Origin of the sequence: Candidatus Pelagibacter sp. HIMB1746 (assembly GCF_052047555.1) — a bacterium.
Taxonomy (GTDB): Bacteria; Pseudomonadota; Alphaproteobacteria; order Pelagibacterales; family Pelagibacteraceae; genus Pelagibacter.
The window spans coordinates 191,164-214,846 of sequence record NZ_JBNAJZ010000002.1 but is presented as its reverse complement, the minus strand read 5'-3'; the positions used below and the strand labels follow the sequence as shown (position 1 = coordinate 214,846).

Here is a 23,683-nt window from a genome sequence, read left to right as displayed (position 1 = left end):
ATATTGTAATATTAGAATTAGAACCCATATATCTGTGATGAAAAACGAAGCCAAATTACAAAACCTAGCAGATTTTGAAAACAAGTCCTTATTAATAGCTGATGACGACAATCCCTTCAGAGAAAGATTGGCGAGAGCTATGGAAAAAAAGGGTTTTGAAGTTTTGCAAGCTGAGAGTGTTAAAAAAGGCATTGAGTCTGTAAAAAGTAAAAAACCAGGTTTTGCGGTTGTAGATTTAAGACTTGGAGATGGTAATGGTCTTGAGGTCGTTAAGGAAATCCAGTCTTCTAATAACGATAGTCGAATTATAATGCTCACTGGTTACGGAAATATTCCCACTGCAGTTGCAGCAATTAAAGAAGGTGCAATTGATTATTTAGCAAAACCAGCAGATGCAGAAGATGTAGAAAAAGCATTGTTGGCAGATCCAGCTAAAAAAGCAGCACCACCAGAAAATCCAATGTCAGCTGATAGAGTTAAATGGGAACATATCCATAGAGTATTTGAATTATGTAATAGGAATGTTTCCGAAACAGCTCGAAGATTGAAGATGCATAGAAGAACTCTTCAAAGAATTCTATCTAAAAGATCTCCTAGATAATATTTCTAATTTTAATTATTTGTTTAGTAACTAAAGCTAAAATAATAATTTTAAATAATTCTGCTAATAAAAAAGGTTTTGCACCTAGTGAGAATATTGGTTTATCCCAACCAATCAGAGTTCCTAGCCATATTAAACCCAAAATATAGATTGTAGATGTTGCAATAACTAGTTTAGTTAAAATATTTATAAAACTATCTTTTGTATTAATTTTTGAAGCTAAATAACAAGCAGTTAAAAAACCAATTAAATAACCCATCGTTGGGCCAGTAAAATAAACAATTCCAATTCCTTTTTCTGGAGAGTTTGAAAAAACAGGTAATCCTGCAATACCCTCTAATAAATATAAACCTACAGAAGCTAAACCAATTTTATAACCTAAGCTTACACCTAAGAATAACACAACAAATGTCTGCATTGTCATTGGAACTGGATAAAATGGAATTTTAATTTTTGCAGAGATAGTTAAAGCAATTGAACCTAGAATTACAGCTAACAAAGATTTTATGATTTTTGTTTGTGTTAAGTTTTTTGTAAGTTCCATACTAAAATAATACTCAAAATATAAAAAATAATCTAGCTATATTAGCCTTAAGATTTAATTTTATTTTTTTATATACAGAAATTGTTAGCAATGTAATATTTATTAATCCTCATGAATAAAATACAAAAAACAGATCATTTTTATTTAATTGATGGCTCTGGTTATATTTTTAGAGCTTATTATGCTTTACCACCATTAACCAGAAAAAGTGATGGACTGCCTACAGGTGCTGTAAGTGGATTTTGTAGCATGTTGTTTAAATTATTAGAGGATTCAAAATCTGATCAAAATTTACAGAAACCAACTCATTTTGCAGTAATTTTCGACTCAGCTAGAAAGACTTTTAGAAATGAAATTTATAGCGATTATAAAGCAAATCGATCTGAAGCCCCTGATGATTTAGCACCTCAGTTTGAGTATATTAGAAAATCAGTTTTAGCATTTAATTTACCTTCTGTGGATTTACCAAACTATGAAGCTGACGATCTAATAGCCACATATGTTGATCAAATTCTTAAAAAAGGGGCTAAAGTTACAATCGTTTCATCTGACAAAGATTTAATGCAACTTTATAAAAAAGGTGTTCGAATTTTTGATCCTATGAAAAATAAATTTATCACTGAGGAAGATGTAATTAAAAAGTTTGGTGTTGATGCTTCAAAAGTTATAGATGTTCAATCTTTAGCAGGCGATAGTAGTGACAACGTACCTGGTGTTCCAGGAATAGGAGTGAAAACAGCCGCAGAATTAATTAATAAGTATGGCACTCTAGAAAAATTATTAGACTCTGCCCATGAGATTAAACAAAACAAAAGAAGAGAAACTTTAATAGAGAATAAAGATAAAGCTTTAATTAGTAAAAAACTTGTAACTCTAGACAACAAGTCTCCAGTAAATAAAAACTTAACAGAATTTAAACTCAAAGAGGTTGATAAAGATAAACTGTATAAATTTTTAAGAGAAATGGAATTTAACAGATTATTAAGTTCTGCAATTTCAGCTTATGGTGAACCAAAATTATCTGGATCTGAAAATAATTTAAAATCTACTGAAAAACAAAAACCAATAAATAATAAAGACTATCATCTAATTACAGATATTGATGAAATTGATGAGTGGATAGAAGAAGCAGAGGAAGCGGGGGAAGTTGCTGTCGATACAGAGACAAGTTCGTTAGACCCTCATCAGGCTGATTTAGTTGGAATTTCACTTTGTTCAAAAATTGGAAAAGCTTGTTACATTCCAGTTGGTCATAAATCTCAGGATTGTTTAAATAAAAAGAGTGTTATCAATAAATTAAAAAACTTATTAGAGGACCCAAGTGTTAAAAAAATTGGTCAAAATATTAAATTTGATTTTATAGTTTTTTACAAACTTGGCATTTCACTTTCATCAATGGAAGATACCATGCTTATGTCTTATGTATTAGATGCTGGAAAGAACAGACATAACATGGACACCCTTTCAGATATCCATCTTGGACATAAAACAATTTCATTTAAAGAAATTGTTGGTACTGGCAAAAAAGAAATAAATTTTAGTGAAGTAGAATTAGAAACAGCAAAAAATTACGCAGCAGAAGATGCAGACGTTACTTTCAGGTTATATAAAAAATTTATCAAAAGTTTAAAATCTGAAAAATTATTTAATGTCTATGAGATTTTTGAAAAACCACTAATTAAAATACTTGCATTCATGGAAATCGAAGGTGTTGAAGTAGATAGTAAATTTTTAAATTCTCTTTCATCTAAATTTGATAAGAAAATTAATAAAATTGAAAAAGAAGTTTTTAAAATTTCCAAGAAAGAATTTAACATTGCCTCACCAAAACAATTGGGAGAAATAATTTATAATGATCTTAAGATTGCAGGAACAAAAAAAACAAAAAAAGGAAGTTTTGCAACAAGCGCAAGTGTTTTAGAAGATTTAGCCTTCAAAGGTCATGAATTTCCAAAATTAGTATTAGATTGGAGACAGGTTTCAAAATTAAAAAATACTTACTCCGACGCTTTGCCAGAGCATATTAATCCAAATACAAAGAGGGTTCACACATCTTTTTTATTGGCAGCAACAACAACAGGCAGATTAGCTTCAAGTGATCCAAATTTGCAAAATATTCCAATTAAATCTGAAGATGGAAAAGATATAAGAAAAGCGTTTAAGGCTAAAAAAGATCATCTATTAATATCCGCAGATTATAATCAAATTGAGATGAGAATTTTAGCAGATCTTGCAGATGTTAAAGAACTTAAAAAAGCTTTTAACAATAACGAGGATATTCACTCTTTAACAGCTAGCCAAATATTTAATATTGATATTAAAAAGGTAAATCAAGATCACAGAAGAAAAGCCAAGGCAATAAACTTTGGAATAATTTATGGTATTTCCCAGTATGGTTTAGCAAAACAAATAAATGTTTCTAATTATGAAGCAGAAGAATTTCTTAATGCTTATTTTGCTAAATTTCCTGAAATTAAAATTTATATGGATAGTACAATTAAGTTTTGCCGAAAAAGTGGCTATGTAAATAATATATTTGGAAGAAGATCTCATTTTAATGGAATAAATGATAAAAATTTTAATGTAAGAAATTTTCAGGAGAGAGCTGCAATTAATGCTCCAATACAAGGGTCAGCATCTGAAGTTATGAGATTAGCAATGATTAGACTAGACAAAAAATTAAATGAAGAAAAAAATTTGAAATCAAAAATGCTTCTCCAAATACATGATGAGCTAATTTTTGAAGTTCCAAAAAAAGAGGAAAAGGCAATGGTCAAATTAATACAGAATGAGATGACCAGTGTTACTCAAAGTGATTATCATTCCTTTTCTACCCCTTTAACAGTTGATGTAAATGTTGGTGATAATTGGGGAATGCTTCACTAATTATATTCAATTGCCTAATTTAGAACAATTTAATATTTTTATATTTAAAAATAAAAATGCAAAAACAAACTATAGCTCTAATTGATGATGACAGAAACATACTAACTAGTCTTAGTATTGCTTTAGAAAAAGAGGGTTTCAAAGTTCAAACATACATTGATGGAGAGAGCGCATTAATTGGTCTTACTAGAATGCCACCTGACTTAGCAGTTATTGATATTAAAATGCCTAAAATGGATGGCGAAGAATTACTTAAAAAATTAAGAAAAAAAACTTCTCTTCCGGTAATATTTTTAACATCCAAAGATGATGAAATTGATGAGTTGCTAGGATTAAAATTAGGTGCAGATGATTTTGTAAAAAAATCTGGAGGATTTTCAATTAAAGTTTTGATTGAAAGAATAAGAGTTCAATTAAGAAAAAAAGACTCAAATAATACATTAGAGGAAAATAAAAGCTTAATATCACATGGTAGATTAAAACTTGATCCATCTCAGCTTGAGTGTGAGTGGAATGGCAAACAATTGCCAGATAAATTAACAACTACTGAATTTTTGATTGTTAAAGAATTGGCAAAAAGACCTGGGATTATTAAAGAAAGAGCCCAACTAATGGACATTGCTTACAGAGAAGATACAGATATTGAAGATAGAACTATTGATAGTCACGTCAAAAGAATAAGAAAAAAATTCAAAAAAGTAGATCCTGATTTTTCAGCTATTGAAACTAGATATGGTAGTGGATATAGATGGAATGTTAGCTGATGTTTAGTAAATACTTAAAGACTCTTTCTATTCTTAAAAAATTTCTATTTATAAACTTTGTAATATTTACAATTATTGGTTTATTTACACTTATTTATCTTACTAATATTGAACCAAGTTTATTAAAAAAAAAATCTGAAGATCATATTAATATTATTAATAATACGACTGATAATATTAAAAGATTGAATATAAAATTTCAGGAAAATGACATTAGAAAATTTTTATTTTCTACAAGATTTATTTTTCAAAATTTAGACAGAGTCATTTTCTTTGATAATAAATTAGAATTAATTGGTGATACTGATACTTTAGATCTTGATCCACGATCTTTTTCAACACGATTAGATAAAATTGAATTTGAAAGTTTGAGTGAAGAAGTCAATGAAGATGAAAATAAAGAAAATAATTCTTCTCAAAATAATGAAACAAAGGCTTCATTCAAAGATTTATTAGAAAGGTATAATAATTCAGATAACTATGGAAATTATTATACTTTTACAGAAGATAATTTAAATCAATTTAAAGTTACAACAGTTAAAAATGTAAAAAGTGATGAAAATAATTTAGGTTTTATAGTTATCTCAGAGAACGCCAATGAGATTAAGACAGCTATAGACGAGAGAAGAGCATTTGTAATTAGAACAGCTATATCAGTTGGTTTTGTAATTTTAATTTTTTCTTTTGTACTTAGCAGATATTTTATTAAACCAATTCAAAACCTAGTTGGATATACAATCAGAGTAAAAGAAAAAAACCCTGGCAAAACAGGAATTGAAAATTTGAAGAATAGAAATGACGAATTAGGATTATTATCTAATTCAATGGAGGATATGACTAATGAATTGCAAAAACGAATTTCTCATGCAGAAAATTTCTCAACAGATTTAGTTCATGAAATAAGAAATCCACTAGCATCTTTAAAAAGTGCATCAGAAATTTTAAAAGATACAAAAGATATAAATCAAAGAACTAAGCTTTTAGATATTCTTACTCATGACGTACAAAGAATTGAAAGATTAATTACAGATTATTCACAAATGTTGAAAGATGAAGTTGCCCTTAGTAAAGAGCAAATGAAAAAACTAGATATACAACCAATTATCCAATCTGTTGTTGATGATTATAACAACATTTATAAATTCAAGAAAAATATAAGTATAAACTATCAAAATGATGGAAAGTCAGAGTATCTAATTAATGGAATAGAAAATAGGATTGAACAAATCGTTGCTAATTTATTGGATAATTCTATTTCATTTAGTGAAGATGGTAGTGAGGTAATCGTGAATGTTTCAAATGGATTAGAAAAAAAAGTTATTATTAAAATTTTAGATGAAGGACAAGGATTTAAAGAGAAAGATACTTCAAAAATTTTTAATCGCTTTTACAGTAATAGACCAGAAAATTTTGGTGAGCATTCAGGATTAGGTTTAAATATTGTAAAAAATTTAGTTGATCTTCATGATGGAAAAATTGAAGCATCCAACAGGCTCGATAAGCAAGGAGCATCGATAGAAATACAATTTCCTAGTTTATAATCTTTAGTTGATAAAATAGAACTTAACTGTATAAAGCTCGCTATGGATGATTTTAAAGTAAAAGATATTTCCCAAGCTGAATTTGGAAGAAAAGAAATTTCTATCGCAGAAAGTGAAATGCCTGGTTTAATGGCATTAAGAGAAGAGTATTCAAAAGTAAAACCATTAAAAGGTGCTAGAATTATTGGATGTCTTCATATGACTATTCAAACAGCAGTGCTAATAGAGACATTAGTAGACCTTGGAGCGGAAGTAAGATGGTCATCTTGTAATATATTTTCTACACAAGACCATGCAGCAGCAGCAATAGCAAAAGCTGGCATTCCTGTTTATGCATGGAAAGGTGAAACAGAAGAAGAGTACTTATGGTGTATTAAACAAACAATAGTTGGAAAACCTGATTGGAAACCTAATATGTTATTAGATGATGGGGGAGATTTAACTGCCATCATGCACAATGAATACAAAGATTTAATGAAAGATATAAAAGGTGTTTCAGAGGAGACTACAACTGGAATTAAAGCATTAAATAAAATGGAGAAAGATAATTCTCTATTAGTTCCTGCAATAAACGTTAATGACTCTGTAACAAAATCTAAATTTGATAATCTATATGGATGTAGAGAAAGTTTAGTTGACGGTATCAGAAGAGCTACTGATGTTATGATGTCAGGTAAAATTGCAATAGTTGCTGGTTTTGGCGATGTTGGAAAAGGAAGTGCTGCATCTTTAAGACAAAGTGGTGCTAGAGTTCTTGTTACTGAAGCAGATCCTATTTGTGCACTTCAGGCAGCAATGGAGGGTTATGAAGTAGTTTTGATGGAAGAAGCTATTAGTAGAGCAGACATAGTTGTTACAGCAACTGGAAATAAAGATATAGTTACAGCTGATCATATGAGAGATATGAAAGATAGAGCAATCTTATGTAATATTGGACACTTTGATAATGAAATACAAGTTGAGGCATTGAAAAATTACAAATGGACAGAAGTTAAGCCCCAAGTACACGAAATCGAATTACCAAGTGGAAAGAGAATTATCCTTTTAGCCGAGGGAAGATTGGTTAATTTAGGTTGTGCAACTGGACATCCAAGTTTCGTAATGAGCGCATCTTTTACCAATCAAGTAATTGCTCAAATAGAACTTTGGCATAACCATAAAAATTATGAAAATAAAGTTTATGTTTTACCCAAGCACTTAGATGAAAAAGTTGCAACATTACATTTGAAAAAAGTTGGGGCTAAATTAACAAAATTATCAAAAGAACAAGCAGATTACATAAGTGTTGGAACAGAAGGCCCATTCAAACCAGATGCCTATCGCTATTAAAAATAGCAAGATCGATATAAGTTCAGAAGAAACAACAAAAGTTTTAGCAGAAAGTTTTAAAAATTTTTTACAAGGTGGAGAAATTATATTTTTATACGGTGAAATGGGTGTGGGTAAAACTACATTTATAAAATATTTGGTTAATGAATTTCAAAAAAGTTCAGATCTTCCTATTACAGAAGTTTCAAGTCCAACATTCAATTTATTAAATGAATATCAAGTAGGTTCTAAGAAGATAAAACATTACGATTTATTTAGGATTAAAAATAAAAGAGATACTAATGATCTAAACATATTTGAAAAAAATGATAATTTAATTACTTTTATTGAGTGGCCAGAGTTAGTTAAAGATATTCAGGAAAAAGTTATTGTATTAAGATTTAACTATGAAAATGAGCTAAATAATAGAAGTGTTGAAATCACAGGCATCGATTAAGAATATAATAGAATGAAAAATTCAAAAGATTTGCAAAAAATTAAAGGTGATGCATCATTTAGAACTTTTTATAGAAGTAAAAAAAATAACTCTATAGTTGTTTACGCAAAAAAAGAAAAAAAGAAAAATTTATTAATTTATGATGCGGTCAACAAAATTTTAATAAAAAATAGAATTTCTGCACCAAATCTGATTAGCCATGATTATAAAAAAAACTTCATTGAAATTCAGGATTTTGGAAATGTTTCGTTATTTAAAATTTTAAAAAATAAAAAAAGAAATAAGTATTTATTTTTTAAAAATATTATTCACATACTGAATAAATTACAAAGTATAAAAACTAAAAAAATAAAAAACTTTTTAAATCAAAATTACAAACTTGAATTATATAAAAATAAAATTTTATATAATGAAGCAAAACTTTTTAGTGACTGGTATGTTGAAAAAAAATTAAATACAAATAAATCTTTATTCAAAAAAAAATTTAAAAACGAGATAAATAAATTATTATCTAAACTTAATAATAAAAACATTACTTTTGTACATAGGGATTTTCATGTTTCAAATTTAATGTATTTTAAAAATCAAATTAGCTTAATTGACAATCAAGACGCTCTTATTGGAAATAAAGCTTATGATTTAGCATCATTGATAGATGATGTTAGATTAAAAACTAATAAAAAATTAAAAAAAAAGATTTTTGATTATTACATAAAAACCAATAAAAAAATTAATTTAATTAAATTTAAACAAGACTTTGAAATACTATCAGTTCTAAGAAATTTAAAAATCATTGGAATTTTCACAAGACTTGCTTATAGAGATAATAAAAAAAAATATATTCAATTAATCCCTTATGCATGGGAAATGATAGATTACAGATTAAAACAGAATAAGATTTTTAAGGATTTAAAACTATTATTAAAAAATAATTTTCCAGAATTTATTAATTAAATTATGAAAATAAATACAGCTTTAATATTATGTGCAGGATATGGAAAAAGATTAAACCCAATAACATTAGATACACCCAAACCATTATTAGAGTTAAATAATGTAACAATGTTAGAAAAATGTATCCAATTGATTAAAAGTTTGGGAATTAAAAAAATTTTAATAAATTCATTCTATTTAAAAGATCATTTTCTAAAATTTTTTAAAGATAACAATTTTGATATTGATATTGAAATTATAGAGGATGGAAATGAAATTCTAGATACTGGGGGTGGTATTTTAAATTTAATCAAGCATTCTAATGAAGATGATTTTATTGTTTTTAATCCTGATACTGTTTGGACAAAAGAGTATTTTGATGAAATTAATAAAATGGAAGAGTTCTATTTTAGTGAAAAACTAAAAAATATTCTTCTATTAGTAAACAAAAATTTAAGTTTTGATAAAAATTTAAAGGGCGATTTCAATTTAGAAAATAATATTATTACTAAGGAATTAGATAAAAATTATATTTACATCGGCTGTCAGATATTAAGTAAAAAATTGTTTAAAAATGAAACTAATGAAAAGTTTTCAATTTCTAAAATTTGGAACAAATTGATTGATACCAAAGATTTAAATGGATATGAAAGCAAACAAAATTTTTATCATTTAACTAACTTGGAAATCTTCAAAAAACTAAAAGATCTTTAGCCCTATCAGAGTCTAAATATTTAGCACTTAAAACTTTTCTATCTACATTTACTTCAATGAGCAAAGGATTACCTGTTGGTATTTCTAATTTTGAAATTACATTATTATCCAAATTAAATAGGTACTTACAAAGAGCTCTAATTGAATTTCCATGTGCAGATATTAAAATATTTTTATCATTTATGATTTCAATTTTCTTTTTGTAAAAATCTATTACTCTCTCATAAGTGTCTTTTAGAGACTCTGTACTAGGTATTTTATCTTCAGGAATATTTTTATAAATTTCTATATTACATGGATGATATGGATTTTGTTTTTCTAGAGGATCAGGTCTTAAATCCCAAGACCTTCTAAACTGATGTACCTTATCTTCCCCCAATTTTATCTTCATTTCGTCTTTATTAAGACCAGTAAGTGCACCATAATGTCTTTCGTTTAGTTCCCATGCTTGAGTAGGATTTTTATCATCCTTTAATTCATTTTGGATAATTTTAAGCGTATTTTTGGCTCTTAATTGAACAGAAGAGAAATATAGATCTATTTTTAGATTATTTTTATTAATTAATTCACCCGCTTTTTTTGCTTCTGATTTACCATTATCTGTTAAATCAACATCTACCCAACCAGTGAATTTTTTTTCTAGATTCCAAACACTTTGACCGTGTCTTACTAAGATTAAATAACTCATTTGTTTATTTTTTAGATTTATTTGATAATAAAACTTTTACATCAATGATTAATATATTTTCAAGATATAAGTTCATTTTTTATTTTTTTAACTTTGTAATAATTTTTCTGTATTTATTCCCTGGAAGTATATTGGGATTTTTTTTGTATGGGGATATTAAAAAACAACCACAAATTACCCCAGATTTTTGGATTTCAACAAACCATTTGTATGCTTTTTTAATACTTTCTGTAGTGGGATTTTTTACTTTTAATAAAATAAAACAATTTAAAATAATAAGTATTTATTTGATTTTACTTTCTATAATTTTAGAATTTCTACATTTAGTAATTCCAGAAAGAAGTTTTCAATTTTCTGATTTATTTGGAAATTTAATTGGTGTTGTTATAGTTGTAATCATAAGCTTTTTTTTAAAAAAAAATGAAAAATATTAGAAGTATTTATATATTTATATTTATTTTATTTTTAAGTGGTTGTTCTTCAATCCCAAAAAATGTATCTGATGGTTGCTCAATATTTAATGAAAGATATTTGTGGTATAAGCACGCAAAAAAAACAGAAGCAAAGTGGGGTACACCAGTGTATTTACAACTAGCTATAATTAAGATGGAATCTAGCTTTGATTGGTTGGCAAAACCTCCAAGACAAAAAATATTTAAAGTTATCCCTTACAAAAGACCTTCCAGTTCTTTTGGATATTCGCAAGCAGTCAAAGGTACTTGGAAACAATATAAAGAAGAAACAGGAAATAAATTTGCAACAAGAACAAGATTTAAAGACAGTGTAGATTTTATTGGTTGGTATACAAACAAAACTGAGAAAATTTTAAAAGTTTCAAAGAAAGATGCTTTTAGACAATATGTTGCATACCATGAGGGGTGGGGGAATTACAAAAATTATAAAAAAAATAACAAGGTTATCAAATTAGCTAAAAGAGTTGAGAAACAGTCTGATATTTATAAAAAACAATTATCAGATTGTAAAAATAAATTAACTACAAGTAAGTATATTATTTTTTAATTTAATTGTTTTTTTAGCTCTATATCTACTGCATCAATACGCTTAGTATTTTTTGCTAATGCTAAATACATTGTAGGAGTTACATATAGAGTAAAGAATGTTGATATAATCATTCCACCTAAAATAGTTGCCCCAACTGCCAATCTTGATCCTTCTCCAGCACCAGGACCTATATTTCCGATAACCAAAGGTATCATAGCAATCATAGTACTTAGTGATGTCATTATAATAGGTCTAATTCTTAGCTTACAGGCTTTCAACACTGCTTCTTGAATTTTAACACCTGTTGTTCTTATTTGGTTTGCGTAATCAACAATTAAAATACTATTCTTCGTAGAAATACCAATAAGAATAATCAGGGCAATTTGTGAGAATATATTTACTGAACTATTTAAAAATAGAATAAATACTAAACCACCAAACACAGCCAAAGGAACTGTCAAAATAATTATGAAAGGGTGTACAAAAGAGTTAAATGTTGCTGCCATTACTAAATAAGCAGTTAACAAAGCTAAAGCAAAAATTAAATAAATTTCATTTGTAGTTTCTTTCAATTCTTCTGATTTTCCTTTCCAAGTAATTTGGTTTTGAGGCGCAACTTTTATCATTACATCTTCTAGATATTTAACAGCTTCAGTTAGTGTGTAATTATCTGATAGTGCAGCTGAAATTGTAACAGCTCTTTGTCGATTATATCTTGGCAATGCCTCTGCAGTTCCTTTTTCCTCAAATTCCACAAGACTAGCTATTGAAACTAATTTTCCAGTTGTTTCAGATCTTACAAATATTTTCGATAATCCGTCTTGATCACGTCTATCTGCTAAATATTGTTGTAAGATTATTGGGTATTCTCTTCCTTCTTTGCTGAAAGAAGTAACTCTCTTGCCTCCATATAGTGTTTCAAGAGTTCTACCTATATTTTCCGTAGATACACCTAGGTCATTAGCTCGATTTTTGTTTGTGATTAATTTAACTTCAGGTTTGTTTTTTGTGTAATCACTCTCAATTCTGAACATATTTCTATTTTTTCTTAATTCTCTTAAAACACTATTTTGAATATCTTCTAATTCTTCATAGCTTGTCCCATAAATAACCATCTGTACTGGTTTGTTGTAGTTTGAAACTCTTATTCCTTGGGGAGATATTGGAAATGCAAAAGTTTCTGGAACCGAAACCACTTGTCCAATAGCTTCTCTTAATACAGTTTGACTATTTTTTTCTCTATTTTTCCATTCATCAAGTAAAGCAATTATTATAAAAGTGTTGTAAGACGTTGCGGATCTTCCAAATCCAGGAACTCTCATAATTAGTCTTTCATATGGGCTATCTTCTGCTTGTAATAATCTTAATATTCTTCCTTCAATTATCTGAGCCTTTTCTTGGGTATATTCAAATGAACTACCTTCATCTGTTGAACCTATTATTAAATAAGAACCTCTATCCTCCATAGGCAACAATTCTTTTTTTGAAAAATTAAAAAGATAAGCAGAAGCTGCAATGATAAAAATTATAAATATCGAAATAGTTTTTTGTCTATTTATCCAGTACTTAAGTGAATTAACATAAAATTCAGTAAAAGATTTAAATTTATTATTAAATTTTTTAACTAGGAAATTAACTTTTTCTTTTTTATTTAAAAACTTACTTCCAAGCATTGGTGACAGAGTTAATGCAACAAAGGATGATACTACAATTGAAAAAGATAATGCTATTGCAGTTTCTTTAAACAATGTTCCAGATATTCCTTTTATAAAAATTAGTGGTAAGAATACCGCAATTAAAATCAAAGTAGTTGCAATAATAGCAAAAGTAATTTGCTTAGAACCTTTATAAGCAGCAACTAGCGGTGTTTCACCGTTTTCTATTCTAGTATAAATAGCATCTGTCATAATCACAGAATCATCAGTAATTATTCCTATTGCTAAAATAAAACTTAATAATACAAAAATATTTATTGAGAGATCAAAAATATATAATCCAAGAAATGAACCAATTAAACTAACAGGAAGAGCTACAGCTGGTACAATTACTGCTTTAAGATTTCCAAGAAAAAGATAAATAATTAAAACTACTAAAATAAAAGCAATAATCAAACTTTTATATACTTCTTCGATTGCAGCACCAATATATGTTGCTCTATTAAATGCTATCTCCAAACTTAGTCCATCCGGAAGTGATTTATTCAGTTCTTTTATTTTGGCTTTAATTTGGTTTGATAACTCTACTGTTGAAGCACCACTTTTAGCGTATATGCCAATTCCTACAGTTTTTAGGTTGAGTGCATTTTTACTTTGTGCTTTGAATAAAGTTTTCTCTGAAACAGGTCCAAATTCTATATTTGCAACATCAGAAAGTATTACTACTTTGTCTTTATTTTTTCTTAGAGGAAGTTGCTTTATAGTATCTATGTTTGAATAAGACTTATCTATATTTAAAGTTAAATCTTTATTATTTGCCTCTAATGTACCAGCAGGAATATTAAGATTTTCATTTCTTAAAGCTCTTTCAACCTCTTGAATTGTAAGGTTATTGGCTGCTAATTTGATAGGATCTATCCAAACTCTTACACTAAGCTCTCTTAGTCCACCAACTAAGATCCTTCCAACATTTGGAACACTTGAAAAAGCATCTATCAGATATCTTTCGGCATAATCTCCAAGATCAAGATCATCCCATGTAGGAGATGTTAGTGCTACCCACATTGTAGTTGTGAAACCTGCTGCTTGTTTTAGAATTTGGGGTGGATTAGACTCGCTAGGTAAATTGTCAACAACACGAGCAACTCTTTCTCTAATATCATTCGCTGCATCGTCTAAATCAATATCTGTATTAAATTGTATATTAATTCTGCTTCGTCCATTCAAAGAACTAGAGTCTATGTTTTTAATACCTTCTGCACCACCTATTACGTCTTCAAGTTTTTGAGTTATTTCTTCATCAACAATTTCTGCTGATGCTGACTTATAATCTGTTTGAACTTGGACTACTGGAGGCTGTATTCCATCTGGAAGTTCTCGAACTGGTAGCTCCGCAAAAACAAATATTCCAAAAATAATTAGAATTAAAGACATTACCCAAGCAACAACTGGTCGTTTAATACTAACTTCGGTTATATACATTTAATTATTTTTTTTCTTTTTCAGATTTTTTAAAAATATTTTTTAACCAATCAAATTTACCTTTTTTTTCTTCAGCTTTTTTGGATCCCTTTTTTTTACCCCAACCAGAATTTCCTTGTTTTTTCTTTGCACCTTTTTCTATAGGTCTAATCGTTAAATTTGGTCTAACTTTTTTTGTACCCTCAGCAACAATTTTATCTCCTTTATTTAATCCATCTAAAATCTCTACAAATCCTAAATATCTATCACCTACAGTAACATTTGTTTTCATTACTTTATTTTTCTCATCCACTTTATAAATAAATATATTTTCACCTTCGACTATTGTGCTTGTATCGGGTGCACTTAAACCATCTCTAACATTGTATTTAATTGAAATTTCCAAAAATGAACCTGGTAAAATTTCTCCAGATTTATTATCCATTTTTATTCTTGTGGCTAATGATCTGGTGTCTTGACTTATTCTGCTTGCAAAAGAGTCAACCTCACCTTTGTAAATTTTATTTTTGTATCCTGAAAACTTTATATCAACAGGTAAACCAACTTTTATAAATGGAACAAAAATTTCTGGTATATCCACATCACAATATAGTGAGCTAGCATCTTCTAAATTAATTAATAGAGAAGATTTTGATACCTCTAAATCTTCAGAGAATTCTCTTTTCCCAATAACCCCATCAAATTGAGCAATAATTTTTCTATTCTTAAGATTAGCAACAACTTCGCCTTTTTTAACTTTTCTATTAAAATCTATTGGCTTTAATATCTCATACTTTTCAACCTTAAATGACTGAGTTTTAACTGGTGCAGCTGTTCCGTATGTACTTATAACATTTTCAAAAGTTCTCTCTTGTGTTGTGGTTACTATTATTCCAGGAGGAGGTCTTTTACTAAATTTTTTCTTAAAATGATTTCCAATCATTGTTCTACCAATAATCACTATGGCAATAATTAAAAAGAAGATGACGACTATACTCGTGATTTTAGTTGATGTTTTCATAATTTAAATTTTTCCATATTCTGACCAAGATCCATCATAAATGGTTGGGAGATATTTAGTATTAACTAAAGAATATGCAAGCGCTAAAATACAAGCAGTCACACCGGATCCACAAGAAAAAACTAAATTTTCCTCAAAATTTTTTGATAGTTCTTGAAATAATTTATTTAAATCCTCTTTATTTTTAAAAGTCTTATTTTCATTTATTACCTCTACAAAAGGTAAACATACCGAATTTGGAATAGAACCACTTCTTACATTTTTTCTTGGATCTGGAGCTTTACCTTCAAATCTTTCTTTACTCCGTGCATCTACTACTTTGAATTCTTTTCTAGAAATATTTTTATCAATTAAGACTTTATTTTTTACAAGTTTAGTTAATTCATTACCCTCATAATTAGATTTATTTATATTTGCTGAAATATTTGATGTTTCTTTATTTTCGCTTTTCCATTTTTTAAAACCACCATCGAGAACATTAACCAATTTTGGATCATGACCAAAATAAATGAAATTATACCAACCTCTGCATGAACTTATGACATTTGAATTATCATAAATTACTATTTGATCATCATTTGAAATTCCTAAGTCTGAAATTATTTCATTCCAAGCAACTAAGCTTGGAAGCATATGGGGAAGGTCAGTGTCTTGTTTTGAGTTTTTATCTAAATCAAAAAAAATAGCATTTGGAATATGTTCTTTATTAAATTCATCCTGAGCATTTCTATTTTCAGCAGGCATATGCCAAGAACAATCAACTATCTTAACTTTGTTGAGATTTTTCTCTAGCCAATCTGTATCAACTAATGACATACTATCTTTTTTCTAGATACTTTTGGTGATACTCTTCTGCAACACAATAGTTTTTAGTTAATGAAATTTTTGTTACTACTTTGCCAGATAGTTTAATATTTTCTTTTTTTACCATCTTTTCAGCAATATTTTTTTGATCATCGTTTGTATAAAAAATTTCACTTCTATACTGAGTACCAAAGTCAGGCCCTTGAGAATTTAAGGTAGTGGGGTCATGAAATTTAAAAAAATGTTCAAGAATATTTTCATAAGAAATTATATTTGGATCAAATTCTAATTTAACTACTTCAGCATGATTGGTTGCACCAGAACAAACTTCTTTATAATTTGTTTTGTCAGAGTTACCTCCACAATATCCCACTTCTGTCTTTGCAACACCATCAAGTTTGCTGAACTTTATTTCTGGTCCCCAAAAACATCCTAAACCTAAAATTGCTATTTCCATTGATAAATACCTTAATTAATCTAAGTTAATCACATGTTATCAAAAAATCAATTGGGCTTTTTTTATATGTTTATATCTGTATGCGCTTTCTCGCTAATGGATTTAATTGTTAAATGGTCTGATGATTATCCAGTTGGGCAAGTTTTGTTTTTTAGAGGCTTTTGTGGAATAATCCCAATTTTATTCCTTATCCCTAAAGATCGTTATTTTGATTTCTATAAAACAACGCGACCTGTGCTTCATTTTAAAAGATGCTTAGCGGGACTTATAGCTTTAGTTTCTATATTTGTTGCACTTAGAAATTTACCTTTGGCAACCGTTGTAAGTATTTCCTTTGCCGCACCGATTTTTATTACAATTTTTTCAATTTTTTTATTAAATGAAAAAGTTGGATTATATAGATGGATGGCAGTGTTAGTTGGATTTTTAGGAATAATATTTATTACTGAGCCAGGTTTTAGTGCTTTAAATGTGTATTATATGTATCCAATTATCTTTTGTTTAGGTCTTTCCTATGTAGCAATTGCTATAAGAAAATTATCATCAACCGAACCTGCTTGGTTGATTAGTTTTTTCTTTTCATTCTCGATAATGCTTCTAAGTTTTTTATCGTTTTATCAGGGATGGATCTTGCCAAGTTTACTTGATTTATTTTTGCTATCAATGGTTGGTATATTAGGTGGTCTTGCAAATTTATGGCTATCACAATCTTATAAATATTCAGAAGTTAGTTTGGTTTCTCCCTTAAAATATCTTGGATTAGTTTTCGCAATTATATTTGGATATTTTATTTGGAATGAAATACCAACTTCTAAAACTTTGTTAGGTGCTTTATTGGTTATTGTTTCATCTATAATTATATTTAGAAGAGAAATGTATTTGAAAAAAAAACTATCTGTTTAACGTCATGAGTAAAACCCCATCATATTGGAATAAAGCAAAAAAGTATTTATCAAAAAAAGATAAAACTATGTCTTCTTTGATTAAAAAATATAAGTCACCATCAGAAACTGTTCTTACATCAAGGCGAGATGTTTTCTTTTCTCTTTGTAAAAGTATAATTGGTCAACAAATTAGTGTAGCTGCCGCTAACTCAGTTTTTTTAAAGTTTAAAAAAAAGTGTAAAAACAAAATTAATGCAAAAACAGTGAATAAATTATCAAGCTCTCAATTAAAGAGCTGTGGATTAAGCAGACAAAAAGTAAAGGGTATAAAAAGTTTAGCAGAACAAGTATTAAACAAAACATTTAATCCTAAAGTTATTCCAAGTATGTCTGATGAAGAGGCAATTATTTATTTATCTAAACTAAGACAAATAGGTAGATGGTCTGCTGAAATGATTTTATTATTTACTTATAATCGTCCTAATATATGGCCTTTGCAAGATATAGGACTTCTAAGAGCTATTTCAAAAAATTATAATAAAAAATATCTTCCACCAGAAAGCTATGTAAACTTGTTGCAAAAAAGATTTTCCCCATATTGTTCTGTAGCTACATGGTATCTTTGGAGAAGTATAGATCCTGAACCTATTCAATATTAAAAGCCTCGACTATCTGTAAGTTTCTTTCGGTAGTATCTTTTGCGAGCGCCCAACCTTCTTGATATTCTTTAGAGTCATGACACTCCATAGCTTTTTCATAACTAGGAAATTCCCAAATTACTGTTCTTGGGTAAGTTTCTCCCTCTAAAGTATTAAATTTTCCTCCTCTTACTAATGGTACACCCCCATAACTTTTGATTATATCTGTAACTTTAGCTCCATATTTTTTAATATTTTCTTGGCTATCTATCTTTTTATACAAAGCAATCCAGTAAACCTTCATCATTTCTCCTTTTTAAATTTTTTTACTTATGATACTAAACTTCATGGCCGACAAACTCATAATCTCTTTTGATGAATATATAAAAATTGTTGAGAAACTGGCAATACAAATTCACAAGGAATACAAACCCACGGTTTTAATTGGTATTATGAGAGGTGCTGCACCGATCCTTGATATCTTATCGAGGATTTTAAAATTGCCAATAGCCTACATTGTTATTCAAAGTTATTCAGGCGAAGGAATGGAAGATAAGCAAGGTGAACTTATGTTTGCTAGAGAAATAAGCTCATTAGCTAATAACGAGGATTTTAGTAAGGTTTTATTGATAGATGATCTTTCTGATACTGGTTTAACTTTAAATAAGAGTATTGAGTGGTTAAAAAATTATCCTCAAACAAAAGATTTTATAAAAGAAGTTAAAACTGCTTGTCTTTGGAAAAAGAAATCATCAACTTTCGAACCAGATTTCTGTCCAGTAAGACTAGATTCTGACCCATGGATTGTTCAGCCAACTGAACATTACGAGGAATTATCTATCGAAGAATTAATTAAAAGAAATTAGTTAACAGGGCTAGTAAACTAGCCCTGTTAACATCTTATTTAACTTACAGCAAAACTTACAACACTAAGTATTGCAACTACCCATATTGCTGGAGAAGTGCTTGAAAACTTTCCAGTAAATATTTTAATTAATGCGTAAGAAACAAATGCTAGGGCAATTCCATTACTAATACTGTATGTTAACGGCATTGCTATCATTGCAAGTATTGCAGGAGCAGACTCAGAAATGTCGTTCCACTCAATATCTGTAATATTTCTTACAAAAAGAACAGACACAAAAAGTAGAGCTGCACCATCAATTTGTTTAGGTAAACTAGTTGCTAAAGGAGCAAAAAAGATACATGCTAAAAACAAAATACCTATTACAAGAGATGTCATTCCTGTTTTACCGCCTGCTTTTACACCGGCACCAGACTCAACATAACTTGTTACAGTAGTAGTCCCCATCATTGCACCTGCAACTGTTCCAACACTGTCAGATAACATTGCTTTATTGATATCTTGAACTTTTCCATCTTTACCAACTTTACCCGCAACGTTTGCAACAGAAGTTAAAGTTCCAGCCGTATCAAAGAAGTCGATAAACAATAAAGTAAAGATTACTGTAGACATACTAGCAGTCATTGCGGCAGACAGATCAAAATCAAAAAGATATGTCATTGGAGGAGGTGAGCTAGCTAAACCATTAAATTTAGCAAGTCCAGCAGCCCAAGCAATGATACTAAATACCAATATCCCTATGATGATGTTACCTTTTACATTCATTTTTTCTAAAACAATGATTGCTATAAAAGTTGCACATCCTAAAAGAACTAATGGATCTCCAAGATTACCTAACTTAACTAAAGTAACAGGATCATCTACAACTACTTCCATAATTTGTAATCCGATAATCGCTAAAAATAACCCTATACCTGCACCAATTCCTAATTTTAAACTTTTTGGAATAGAATTAATTAGCCATGCTCTTATGGGCGTTAAAGATATTATTAAGAATAACACACCTGCTACCAATACAGCACCAAGTGCTTCTTGAGGTGTGTACCCCATTCCCGCACATACACCGAATGCAACGAATGCGTTAATACCCATTCCGGGTGCAAGTCCTATTGGCCAAGTTTTTCCATAAAAAGCCATAATAAAACATGCTAAAGCTGTTGCTAAAATAGTAGCTGTATATACTGCGCCAAAATCAAAGAAACCTTTTTCGGGTCCGGCGAATTCTCCCGATAAGATAAATGGATTTAAAAACATTATATAAGCCATTGTTAAGAACGTTGTTGTTCCCGCTATGACTTCTGTTTTAAAATCTGTTTTGTGTTTTTTATAATTAAAATAATTATCAAGCATTTGTCCTCCTAATGTCTGATAATTATTTGATTCTATTGAATAATACTTTGAATAAGTCCATTTTATTCACAAAATTCAACCCACAAGTTTATATTTATGCCATATTTGTAATGATAGTGTTGTTATATGAAAAATTTGCGAATTTTATTTATTACGTTTTTTATCTTTATATTTGTTTCAGGGTGTCAAACAGTAAAGCAAAAAACTGATGCTGTTATAGAAAAAGAAAATAAAAAGTTGAGTGAATTTATTGGTCAATCAGCAAGTAAATTACAAATGGAACTTGGAAAACCTGATGAAGATTTTGAAAATGAAAAAGGTAATTTCATTTTTATTTATAATACCAAGAAGTATGGCTTTCCATGTGAGAGAAGATTTGAGATTAATCCAGATAAGATAGTAATTGGATTTGCTTCTAATGGATGTTTTTAGATTTTACCTGCGAGGATAAATCCTCGCAAGTAAGGGTAAACTTATTTAATTTCTATAAGTTTTTTCTTTTTGTGTTCTGGGATAATTCTTTCACAAGATATTGTTAAAAGACCATCTTTAAGTTCAGCACCATTAACTTTAACATCATCAGCAATAGTGAATGATCTTGCAAATTGTCTTTGAGAAATACCTTTATGAATTATTTCTCCATTAACTTCATTGTTTTCAGATTTATTAACTTGTTTTGTTCTTACCGTTAATAAATTATCTTCAAACTCAACCTCAACATCATTTTTATTAAAACCAGCTAATGCAACTTCAATTGCATAATTATCCTTACCAGTTTTTCTGATATTGTATGGGGGATAGTTTGATTGCATTGTCAAACCTCCATTGCCCAACATGCTTTCGAATTGCTCAAACATATCGTCAAAGCCAATTGAAAAAGGTCTTAGTGAGTTAAATATAGATAGATCCTTACTCGTCATAATATCCTCCTTTTTTAAGCAAGTTTATTTTACGTAAGCCCCATCAGGCGACTTACAGAATACATTTAGGTACGATTAAAAATATTTCAATATCTGAAAAATTAAATTTTTTCCGAAATTTTTAATGCAAATGCGTAGTCGAGTGCAATTTCTTCTATCGCTCCATCTCTACCAGATTTACCTCCATGACCTGCATTCATTTCTGTTTTGAGAAGTAATAAATTATTATCAGTTTTATAGTCTCTAAGTTTAGCTGTAAATTTTGCAGGCTCATCAAACAAAACTCTGTTATCACTTAAACTAGTTGTTATTAGCATATGAGGATAATCCATTTTTTTTATATTATTATATGGAGCATATGAAAATATATAATCAAAGTGCTCTTTGTTTTCTTTAGCATTACCAAATTCATCAAATTCACCAACTGTGAGAGGTAAAGAATGATCGAGATTTGTAGTTAATGAATCAACAAAAGGAACAGCCATAATTATACCTAAAAATAATTCAGGAGCTTGATTAACAACAGCTCCCATTAATAAACCACCAGCAGATCCACCCATTCCGATTATTTTTCCTTTTGAGGTGTAGTTGTTTTCTATCAAATATTTTGCAGCATAAATATAATCTTCAAACGTATTTTTTTTATTAGTTAACTTTCCTTCTTTCCACCATTTCATTCCTTTTTCCATTCCACCTCTAATGTGTGCAGTGGCCCAAATAATATTTCTATTTATTAAGCTTAGTCTTGTTGAGGAAAAACCTGGACTCATGGAACTACCATACGATCCGTATCCGTATAGTAACAAATTTGCTGTCCCGTCTATTTTTGTATTTTTGTGTCTTGTAATCGTTAGTGGAACCATCCTTCCATCATGGGATTTAAACTCTATTCTCTCAACTATATAATCATCTATATTATGGCCTGATGGTATTTCTTGTTCTTTTACAAGTATTTTAGATTTAGTTTTTAAATTGTATTTGTAAACTCTCGAAGGTGTTTTGGGTGAAGAATATGAAACATAAACCTCATCTGTGTCTCTATTTCTTTGAGTTAATGAAACACCAGGAACACACACTTTTTCGTCAGAAAAAATTAGTTCTTCTTCATTATTTGTTGAAGTATCAATAACAAACAATTTGTCCAAAGCATCTGACGTTTCGGATCTAATTATCCAGTTATTTAAAAATGAAAGTCCACCAATTAACACTTCTTTTTTTGCAGGAATAAATGTCTCCCAATTCTGATTTTCTAAAGTTTCTGAAATATCTATTTTAAAGTCCTCTGCATTTTTATTTGTATGATTATAAAATTTTCCATTCCATGAATTTACAGAGTAAAGAATTCCTTTTTCGCGTTTAATTATTAATTTTGGATTTGGTTTTGCTTCATTTACATTAAAGTAATATTGCTCCGAAGTATTGTGATCTGAAGTGTTTATAAAATAATATTTTTCATCAGAACTTAATCCAATACTAACAGTGAAAGCTTCACTTTTTTCCTCAAAGATTAGTTCATCTTCACTTTCAAAATCTCCAATTTTATGTCTATAAATTTTTCTAGCTCTATGATTTTCATCTAACTTTGAATAAAAAAGATACTTATCATCTAAGCTAAAAATTATACTTCCTGATGTTTCTTTGATTTTTTTTGAAATTATTTTATTATTTTTAATATTTCTTACATAAATTGTATAATACTCAGAACCTTTGGTATCTAGTGAGTATCCAAGATATTGATCATTGTTACTAACCTCTAAATCTCCAACACCAAAATATTCAACATTTAATTTTTCTTTTTCTTTATCTCCATTCCAAATTTCTTCAATTTCTGACGAACCAATTTTTTTTCTTAATTTTATAGAGTAATTTCCTTTGGTGGTAGTTTTTGTCCAATATTCATATGAATGATCTTTAAATGGTAAGCTTTCATCATCTAATTTTATTCTACCTTTAATTTCATCGAATAATATTCTTTGAGTATTTTTCGTATTTTTTAGATGATACTCAGTATACCTATTTTCATCTTCTAAATATTCTTTCACCTCTGGAAGAAGTTTAGTTTTGTCTTGCAAGACTTCTAAAATATTTTCTTGATGTATCCAGCTATAGTTATCTTCCCACTCTATATTGTGACAAGATTTTAGCTCTGGTTTTTTTTTTAGATATGGTACTTTCATTTTTAACTGGAAA

24 protein-coding genes are annotated in these 23,683 nt (G+C 28.8%); 14 read left to right on the top strand and 10 right to left on the bottom strand.

Annotated elements, in window-relative coordinates; genetic code table 11:
* Positions 1-37 precede the first annotated feature (37 nt).
* Positions 38-601, top strand: coding sequence for an ActR/PrrA/RegA family redox response regulator transcription factor (locus ACTTBM_RS03820; protein WP_440634791.1), 564 nt, complete (start codon positions 38-40; stop codon positions 599-601).
* Here ACTTBM_RS03820 and ACTTBM_RS03815 read toward each other — a convergent pair.
* On the bottom strand, positions 594-1,145 hold the full coding sequence (locus ACTTBM_RS03815) for a biotin transporter BioY (protein WP_440634790.1): 552 nt from the start codon (positions 1,143-1,145) through the stop codon (positions 594-596). The two genes, ACTTBM_RS03820 and ACTTBM_RS03815, sit on opposite strands and share 8 nt — an antisense overlap.
* A gap of 111 nt (positions 1,146-1,256) precedes the next feature.
* Here ACTTBM_RS03815 and polA point away from each other — a divergent pair, with 111 nt between their 5' ends.
* The 7 genes from polA to ACTTBM_RS03780 are packed head-to-tail and all read left to right on the top strand — an operon-like array spanning position 1,257 to position 9,748.
* A complete protein-coding gene (polA, locus tag ACTTBM_RS03810) occupies positions 1,257-4,031 on the top strand; it encodes a DNA polymerase I (RefSeq protein WP_440634789.1) in 2,775 nt (924 codons plus the stop codon).
* A gap of 56 nt (positions 4,032-4,087) precedes the next feature.
* The gene (locus ACTTBM_RS03805) at positions 4,088-4,795 is read left to right on the top strand and encodes a response regulator transcription factor (protein WP_075506477.1); all 708 of its coding nucleotides are present in this window, start codon (positions 4,088-4,090) and stop codon (positions 4,793-4,795) included.
* Complete coding sequence (locus ACTTBM_RS03800; protein ID WP_440634788.1) at positions 4,795-6,336, top strand: sensor histidine kinase; 1,542 nt, start codon at positions 4,795-4,797, stop codon at positions 6,334-6,336. The genes ACTTBM_RS03805 and ACTTBM_RS03800 overlap by 1 nt, the downstream gene beginning before the upstream one ends.
* Before the next feature lie 42 nt (positions 6,337-6,378).
* Positions 6,379-7,665 carry an adenosylhomocysteinase gene (ahcY, locus tag ACTTBM_RS03795; RefSeq protein WP_440634787.1) on the top strand — a complete coding sequence of 429 codons (1,287 nt, stop codon included), beginning with the start codon at positions 6,379-6,381 and terminating at the stop codon, positions 7,663-7,665.
* The gene (gene tsaE / locus ACTTBM_RS03790; RefSeq protein ID WP_440634786.1) at positions 7,649-8,101 is read left to right on the top strand and encodes a tRNA (adenosine(37)-N6)-threonylcarbamoyltransferase complex ATPase subunit type 1 TsaE; all 453 of its coding nucleotides are present in this window, start codon (positions 7,649-7,651) and stop codon (positions 8,099-8,101) included. Before ahcY ends, tsaE begins: the two co-directional genes overlap by 17 nt.
* A 12-nt stretch (positions 8,102-8,113) precedes the next feature.
* On the top strand, positions 8,114-9,055 hold the full coding sequence (locus ACTTBM_RS03785) for a phosphotransferase (RefSeq protein ID WP_440634785.1): 942 nt from the start codon (positions 8,114-8,116) through the stop codon (positions 9,053-9,055).
* Positions 9,056-9,058: 3 nt separating this feature from the next.
* Positions 9,059-9,748: a sugar phosphate nucleotidyltransferase gene (locus ACTTBM_RS03780; protein ID WP_440634784.1), complete on the top strand. Its 690-nt coding sequence runs from the start codon at positions 9,059-9,061 to the stop codon at positions 9,746-9,748.
* Here ACTTBM_RS03780 and ACTTBM_RS03775 read toward each other — a convergent pair.
* Positions 9,726-10,436: a 2,3-bisphosphoglycerate-dependent phosphoglycerate mutase gene (locus ACTTBM_RS03775; protein ID WP_440634783.1), complete on the bottom strand. Its 711-nt coding sequence runs from the start codon at positions 10,434-10,436 to the stop codon at positions 9,726-9,728. The genes ACTTBM_RS03780 and ACTTBM_RS03775 overlap by 23 nt on opposite strands.
* A gap of 44 nt (positions 10,437-10,480) precedes the next feature.
* On the opposite strand from ACTTBM_RS03775, the gene ACTTBM_RS03770 reads away from it, so the two are divergent.
* Both ACTTBM_RS03770 and ACTTBM_RS03765 read left to right on the top strand, forming a co-directional pair.
* Complete coding sequence (locus ACTTBM_RS03770) at positions 10,481-10,870, top strand: hypothetical protein (RefSeq protein ID WP_440634782.1); 390 nt, start codon at positions 10,481-10,483, stop codon at positions 10,868-10,870.
* Positions 10,857-11,456 carry a transglycosylase SLT domain-containing protein gene (locus ACTTBM_RS03765; protein WP_440634781.1) on the top strand — a complete coding sequence of 200 codons (600 nt, stop codon included), beginning with the start codon at positions 10,857-10,859 and terminating at the stop codon, positions 11,454-11,456. The genes ACTTBM_RS03770 and ACTTBM_RS03765 overlap by 14 nt, the downstream gene beginning before the upstream one ends.
* Here the strand turns inward: ACTTBM_RS03765 and ACTTBM_RS03760 are convergent.
* The 4 genes from ACTTBM_RS03760 to msrA are packed head-to-tail and all read right to left on the bottom strand — an operon-like array spanning position 11,453 to position 16,836.
* Positions 11,453-14,575 carry an efflux RND transporter permease subunit gene (locus ACTTBM_RS03760; protein ID WP_440634780.1) on the bottom strand — a complete coding sequence of 1,041 codons (3,123 nt, stop codon included), beginning with the start codon at positions 14,573-14,575 and terminating at the stop codon, positions 11,453-11,455. The genes ACTTBM_RS03765 and ACTTBM_RS03760 overlap by 4 nt on opposite strands.
* A gap of 4 nt (positions 14,576-14,579) precedes the next feature.
* Entirely contained in the window at positions 14,580-15,575 is a 996-nt protein-coding gene (locus ACTTBM_RS03755) for an efflux RND transporter periplasmic adaptor subunit (protein ID WP_440634779.1), read from the bottom strand.
* Positions 15,576-15,578: 3 nt separating this feature from the next.
* Complete coding sequence (locus ACTTBM_RS03750) at positions 15,579-16,391, bottom strand: rhodanese-like domain-containing protein (protein ID WP_440634778.1); 813 nt, start codon at positions 16,389-16,391, stop codon at positions 15,579-15,581.
* A 1-nt stretch (position 16,392) separates the two neighbouring features.
* Positions 16,393-16,836 (bottom strand): peptide-methionine (S)-S-oxide reductase MsrA, encoded by a 444-nt coding sequence (msrA, locus tag ACTTBM_RS03745; RefSeq protein ID WP_440634777.1) that lies wholly within the window; start codon positions 16,834-16,836, stop codon positions 16,393-16,395.
* A gap of 33 nt (positions 16,837-16,869) precedes the next feature.
* On the opposite strand from msrA, the gene ACTTBM_RS03740 reads away from it, so the two are divergent.
* Both ACTTBM_RS03740 and ACTTBM_RS03735 read left to right on the top strand, forming a co-directional pair.
* Complete coding sequence (locus tag ACTTBM_RS03740; RefSeq protein WP_440634776.1) at positions 16,870-17,739, top strand: DMT family transporter; 870 nt, start codon at positions 16,870-16,872, stop codon at positions 17,737-17,739.
* Positions 17,740-17,743: 4 nt separating this feature from the next.
* Positions 17,744-18,379, top strand: a complete 636-nt coding sequence (locus ACTTBM_RS03735; protein WP_440634775.1) for a DNA-3-methyladenine glycosylase family protein — start codon at positions 17,744-17,746, stop codon at positions 18,377-18,379.
* Here the strand turns inward: ACTTBM_RS03735 and ACTTBM_RS03730 are convergent.
* On the bottom strand, positions 18,366-18,662 hold the full coding sequence (locus tag ACTTBM_RS03730) for a DUF1330 domain-containing protein (protein WP_075506464.1): 297 nt from the start codon (positions 18,660-18,662) through the stop codon (positions 18,366-18,368). The two genes, ACTTBM_RS03735 and ACTTBM_RS03730, sit on opposite strands and share 14 nt — an antisense overlap.
* Positions 18,663-18,690: 28 nt before the next feature.
* On the opposite strand from ACTTBM_RS03730, the gene ACTTBM_RS03725 reads away from it, so the two are divergent.
* Complete coding sequence (locus tag ACTTBM_RS03725; RefSeq protein ID WP_440634774.1) at positions 18,691-19,224, top strand: phosphoribosyltransferase; 534 nt, start codon at positions 18,691-18,693, stop codon at positions 19,222-19,224.
* A gap of 38 nt (positions 19,225-19,262) precedes the next feature.
* Here the strand turns inward: ACTTBM_RS03725 and ACTTBM_RS03720 are convergent, their stop codons facing one another.
* Positions 19,263-20,573, bottom strand: a complete 1,311-nt coding sequence (locus ACTTBM_RS03720) for an NCS2 family permease (RefSeq protein ID WP_075506462.1) — start codon at positions 20,571-20,573, stop codon at positions 19,263-19,265.
* Positions 20,574-20,699: 126 nt separating this feature from the next.
* Between ACTTBM_RS03720 and ACTTBM_RS03715 the strand changes: the two genes are divergently transcribed.
* Positions 20,700-21,005: a hypothetical protein gene (locus ACTTBM_RS03715; RefSeq protein WP_440634773.1), complete on the top strand. Its 306-nt coding sequence runs from the start codon at positions 20,700-20,702 to the stop codon at positions 21,003-21,005.
* Positions 21,006-21,046: 41 nt separating this feature from the next.
* Here ACTTBM_RS03715 and ACTTBM_RS03710 read toward each other — a convergent pair whose 3' ends face one another.
* Both ACTTBM_RS03710 and ACTTBM_RS03705 read right to left on the bottom strand, forming a co-directional pair.
* Positions 21,047-21,493: an Hsp20 family protein gene (locus tag ACTTBM_RS03710; protein WP_075506460.1), complete on the bottom strand. Its 447-nt coding sequence runs from the start codon at positions 21,491-21,493 to the stop codon at positions 21,047-21,049.
* Positions 21,494-21,594: 101 nt separating this feature from the next.
* Positions 21,595-23,670, bottom strand: a complete 2,076-nt coding sequence (locus ACTTBM_RS03705; RefSeq protein ID WP_440634772.1) for a S9 family peptidase — start codon at positions 23,668-23,670, stop codon at positions 21,595-21,597.
* Between the last annotated feature and the right edge of the window lie 13 nt (positions 23,671-23,683).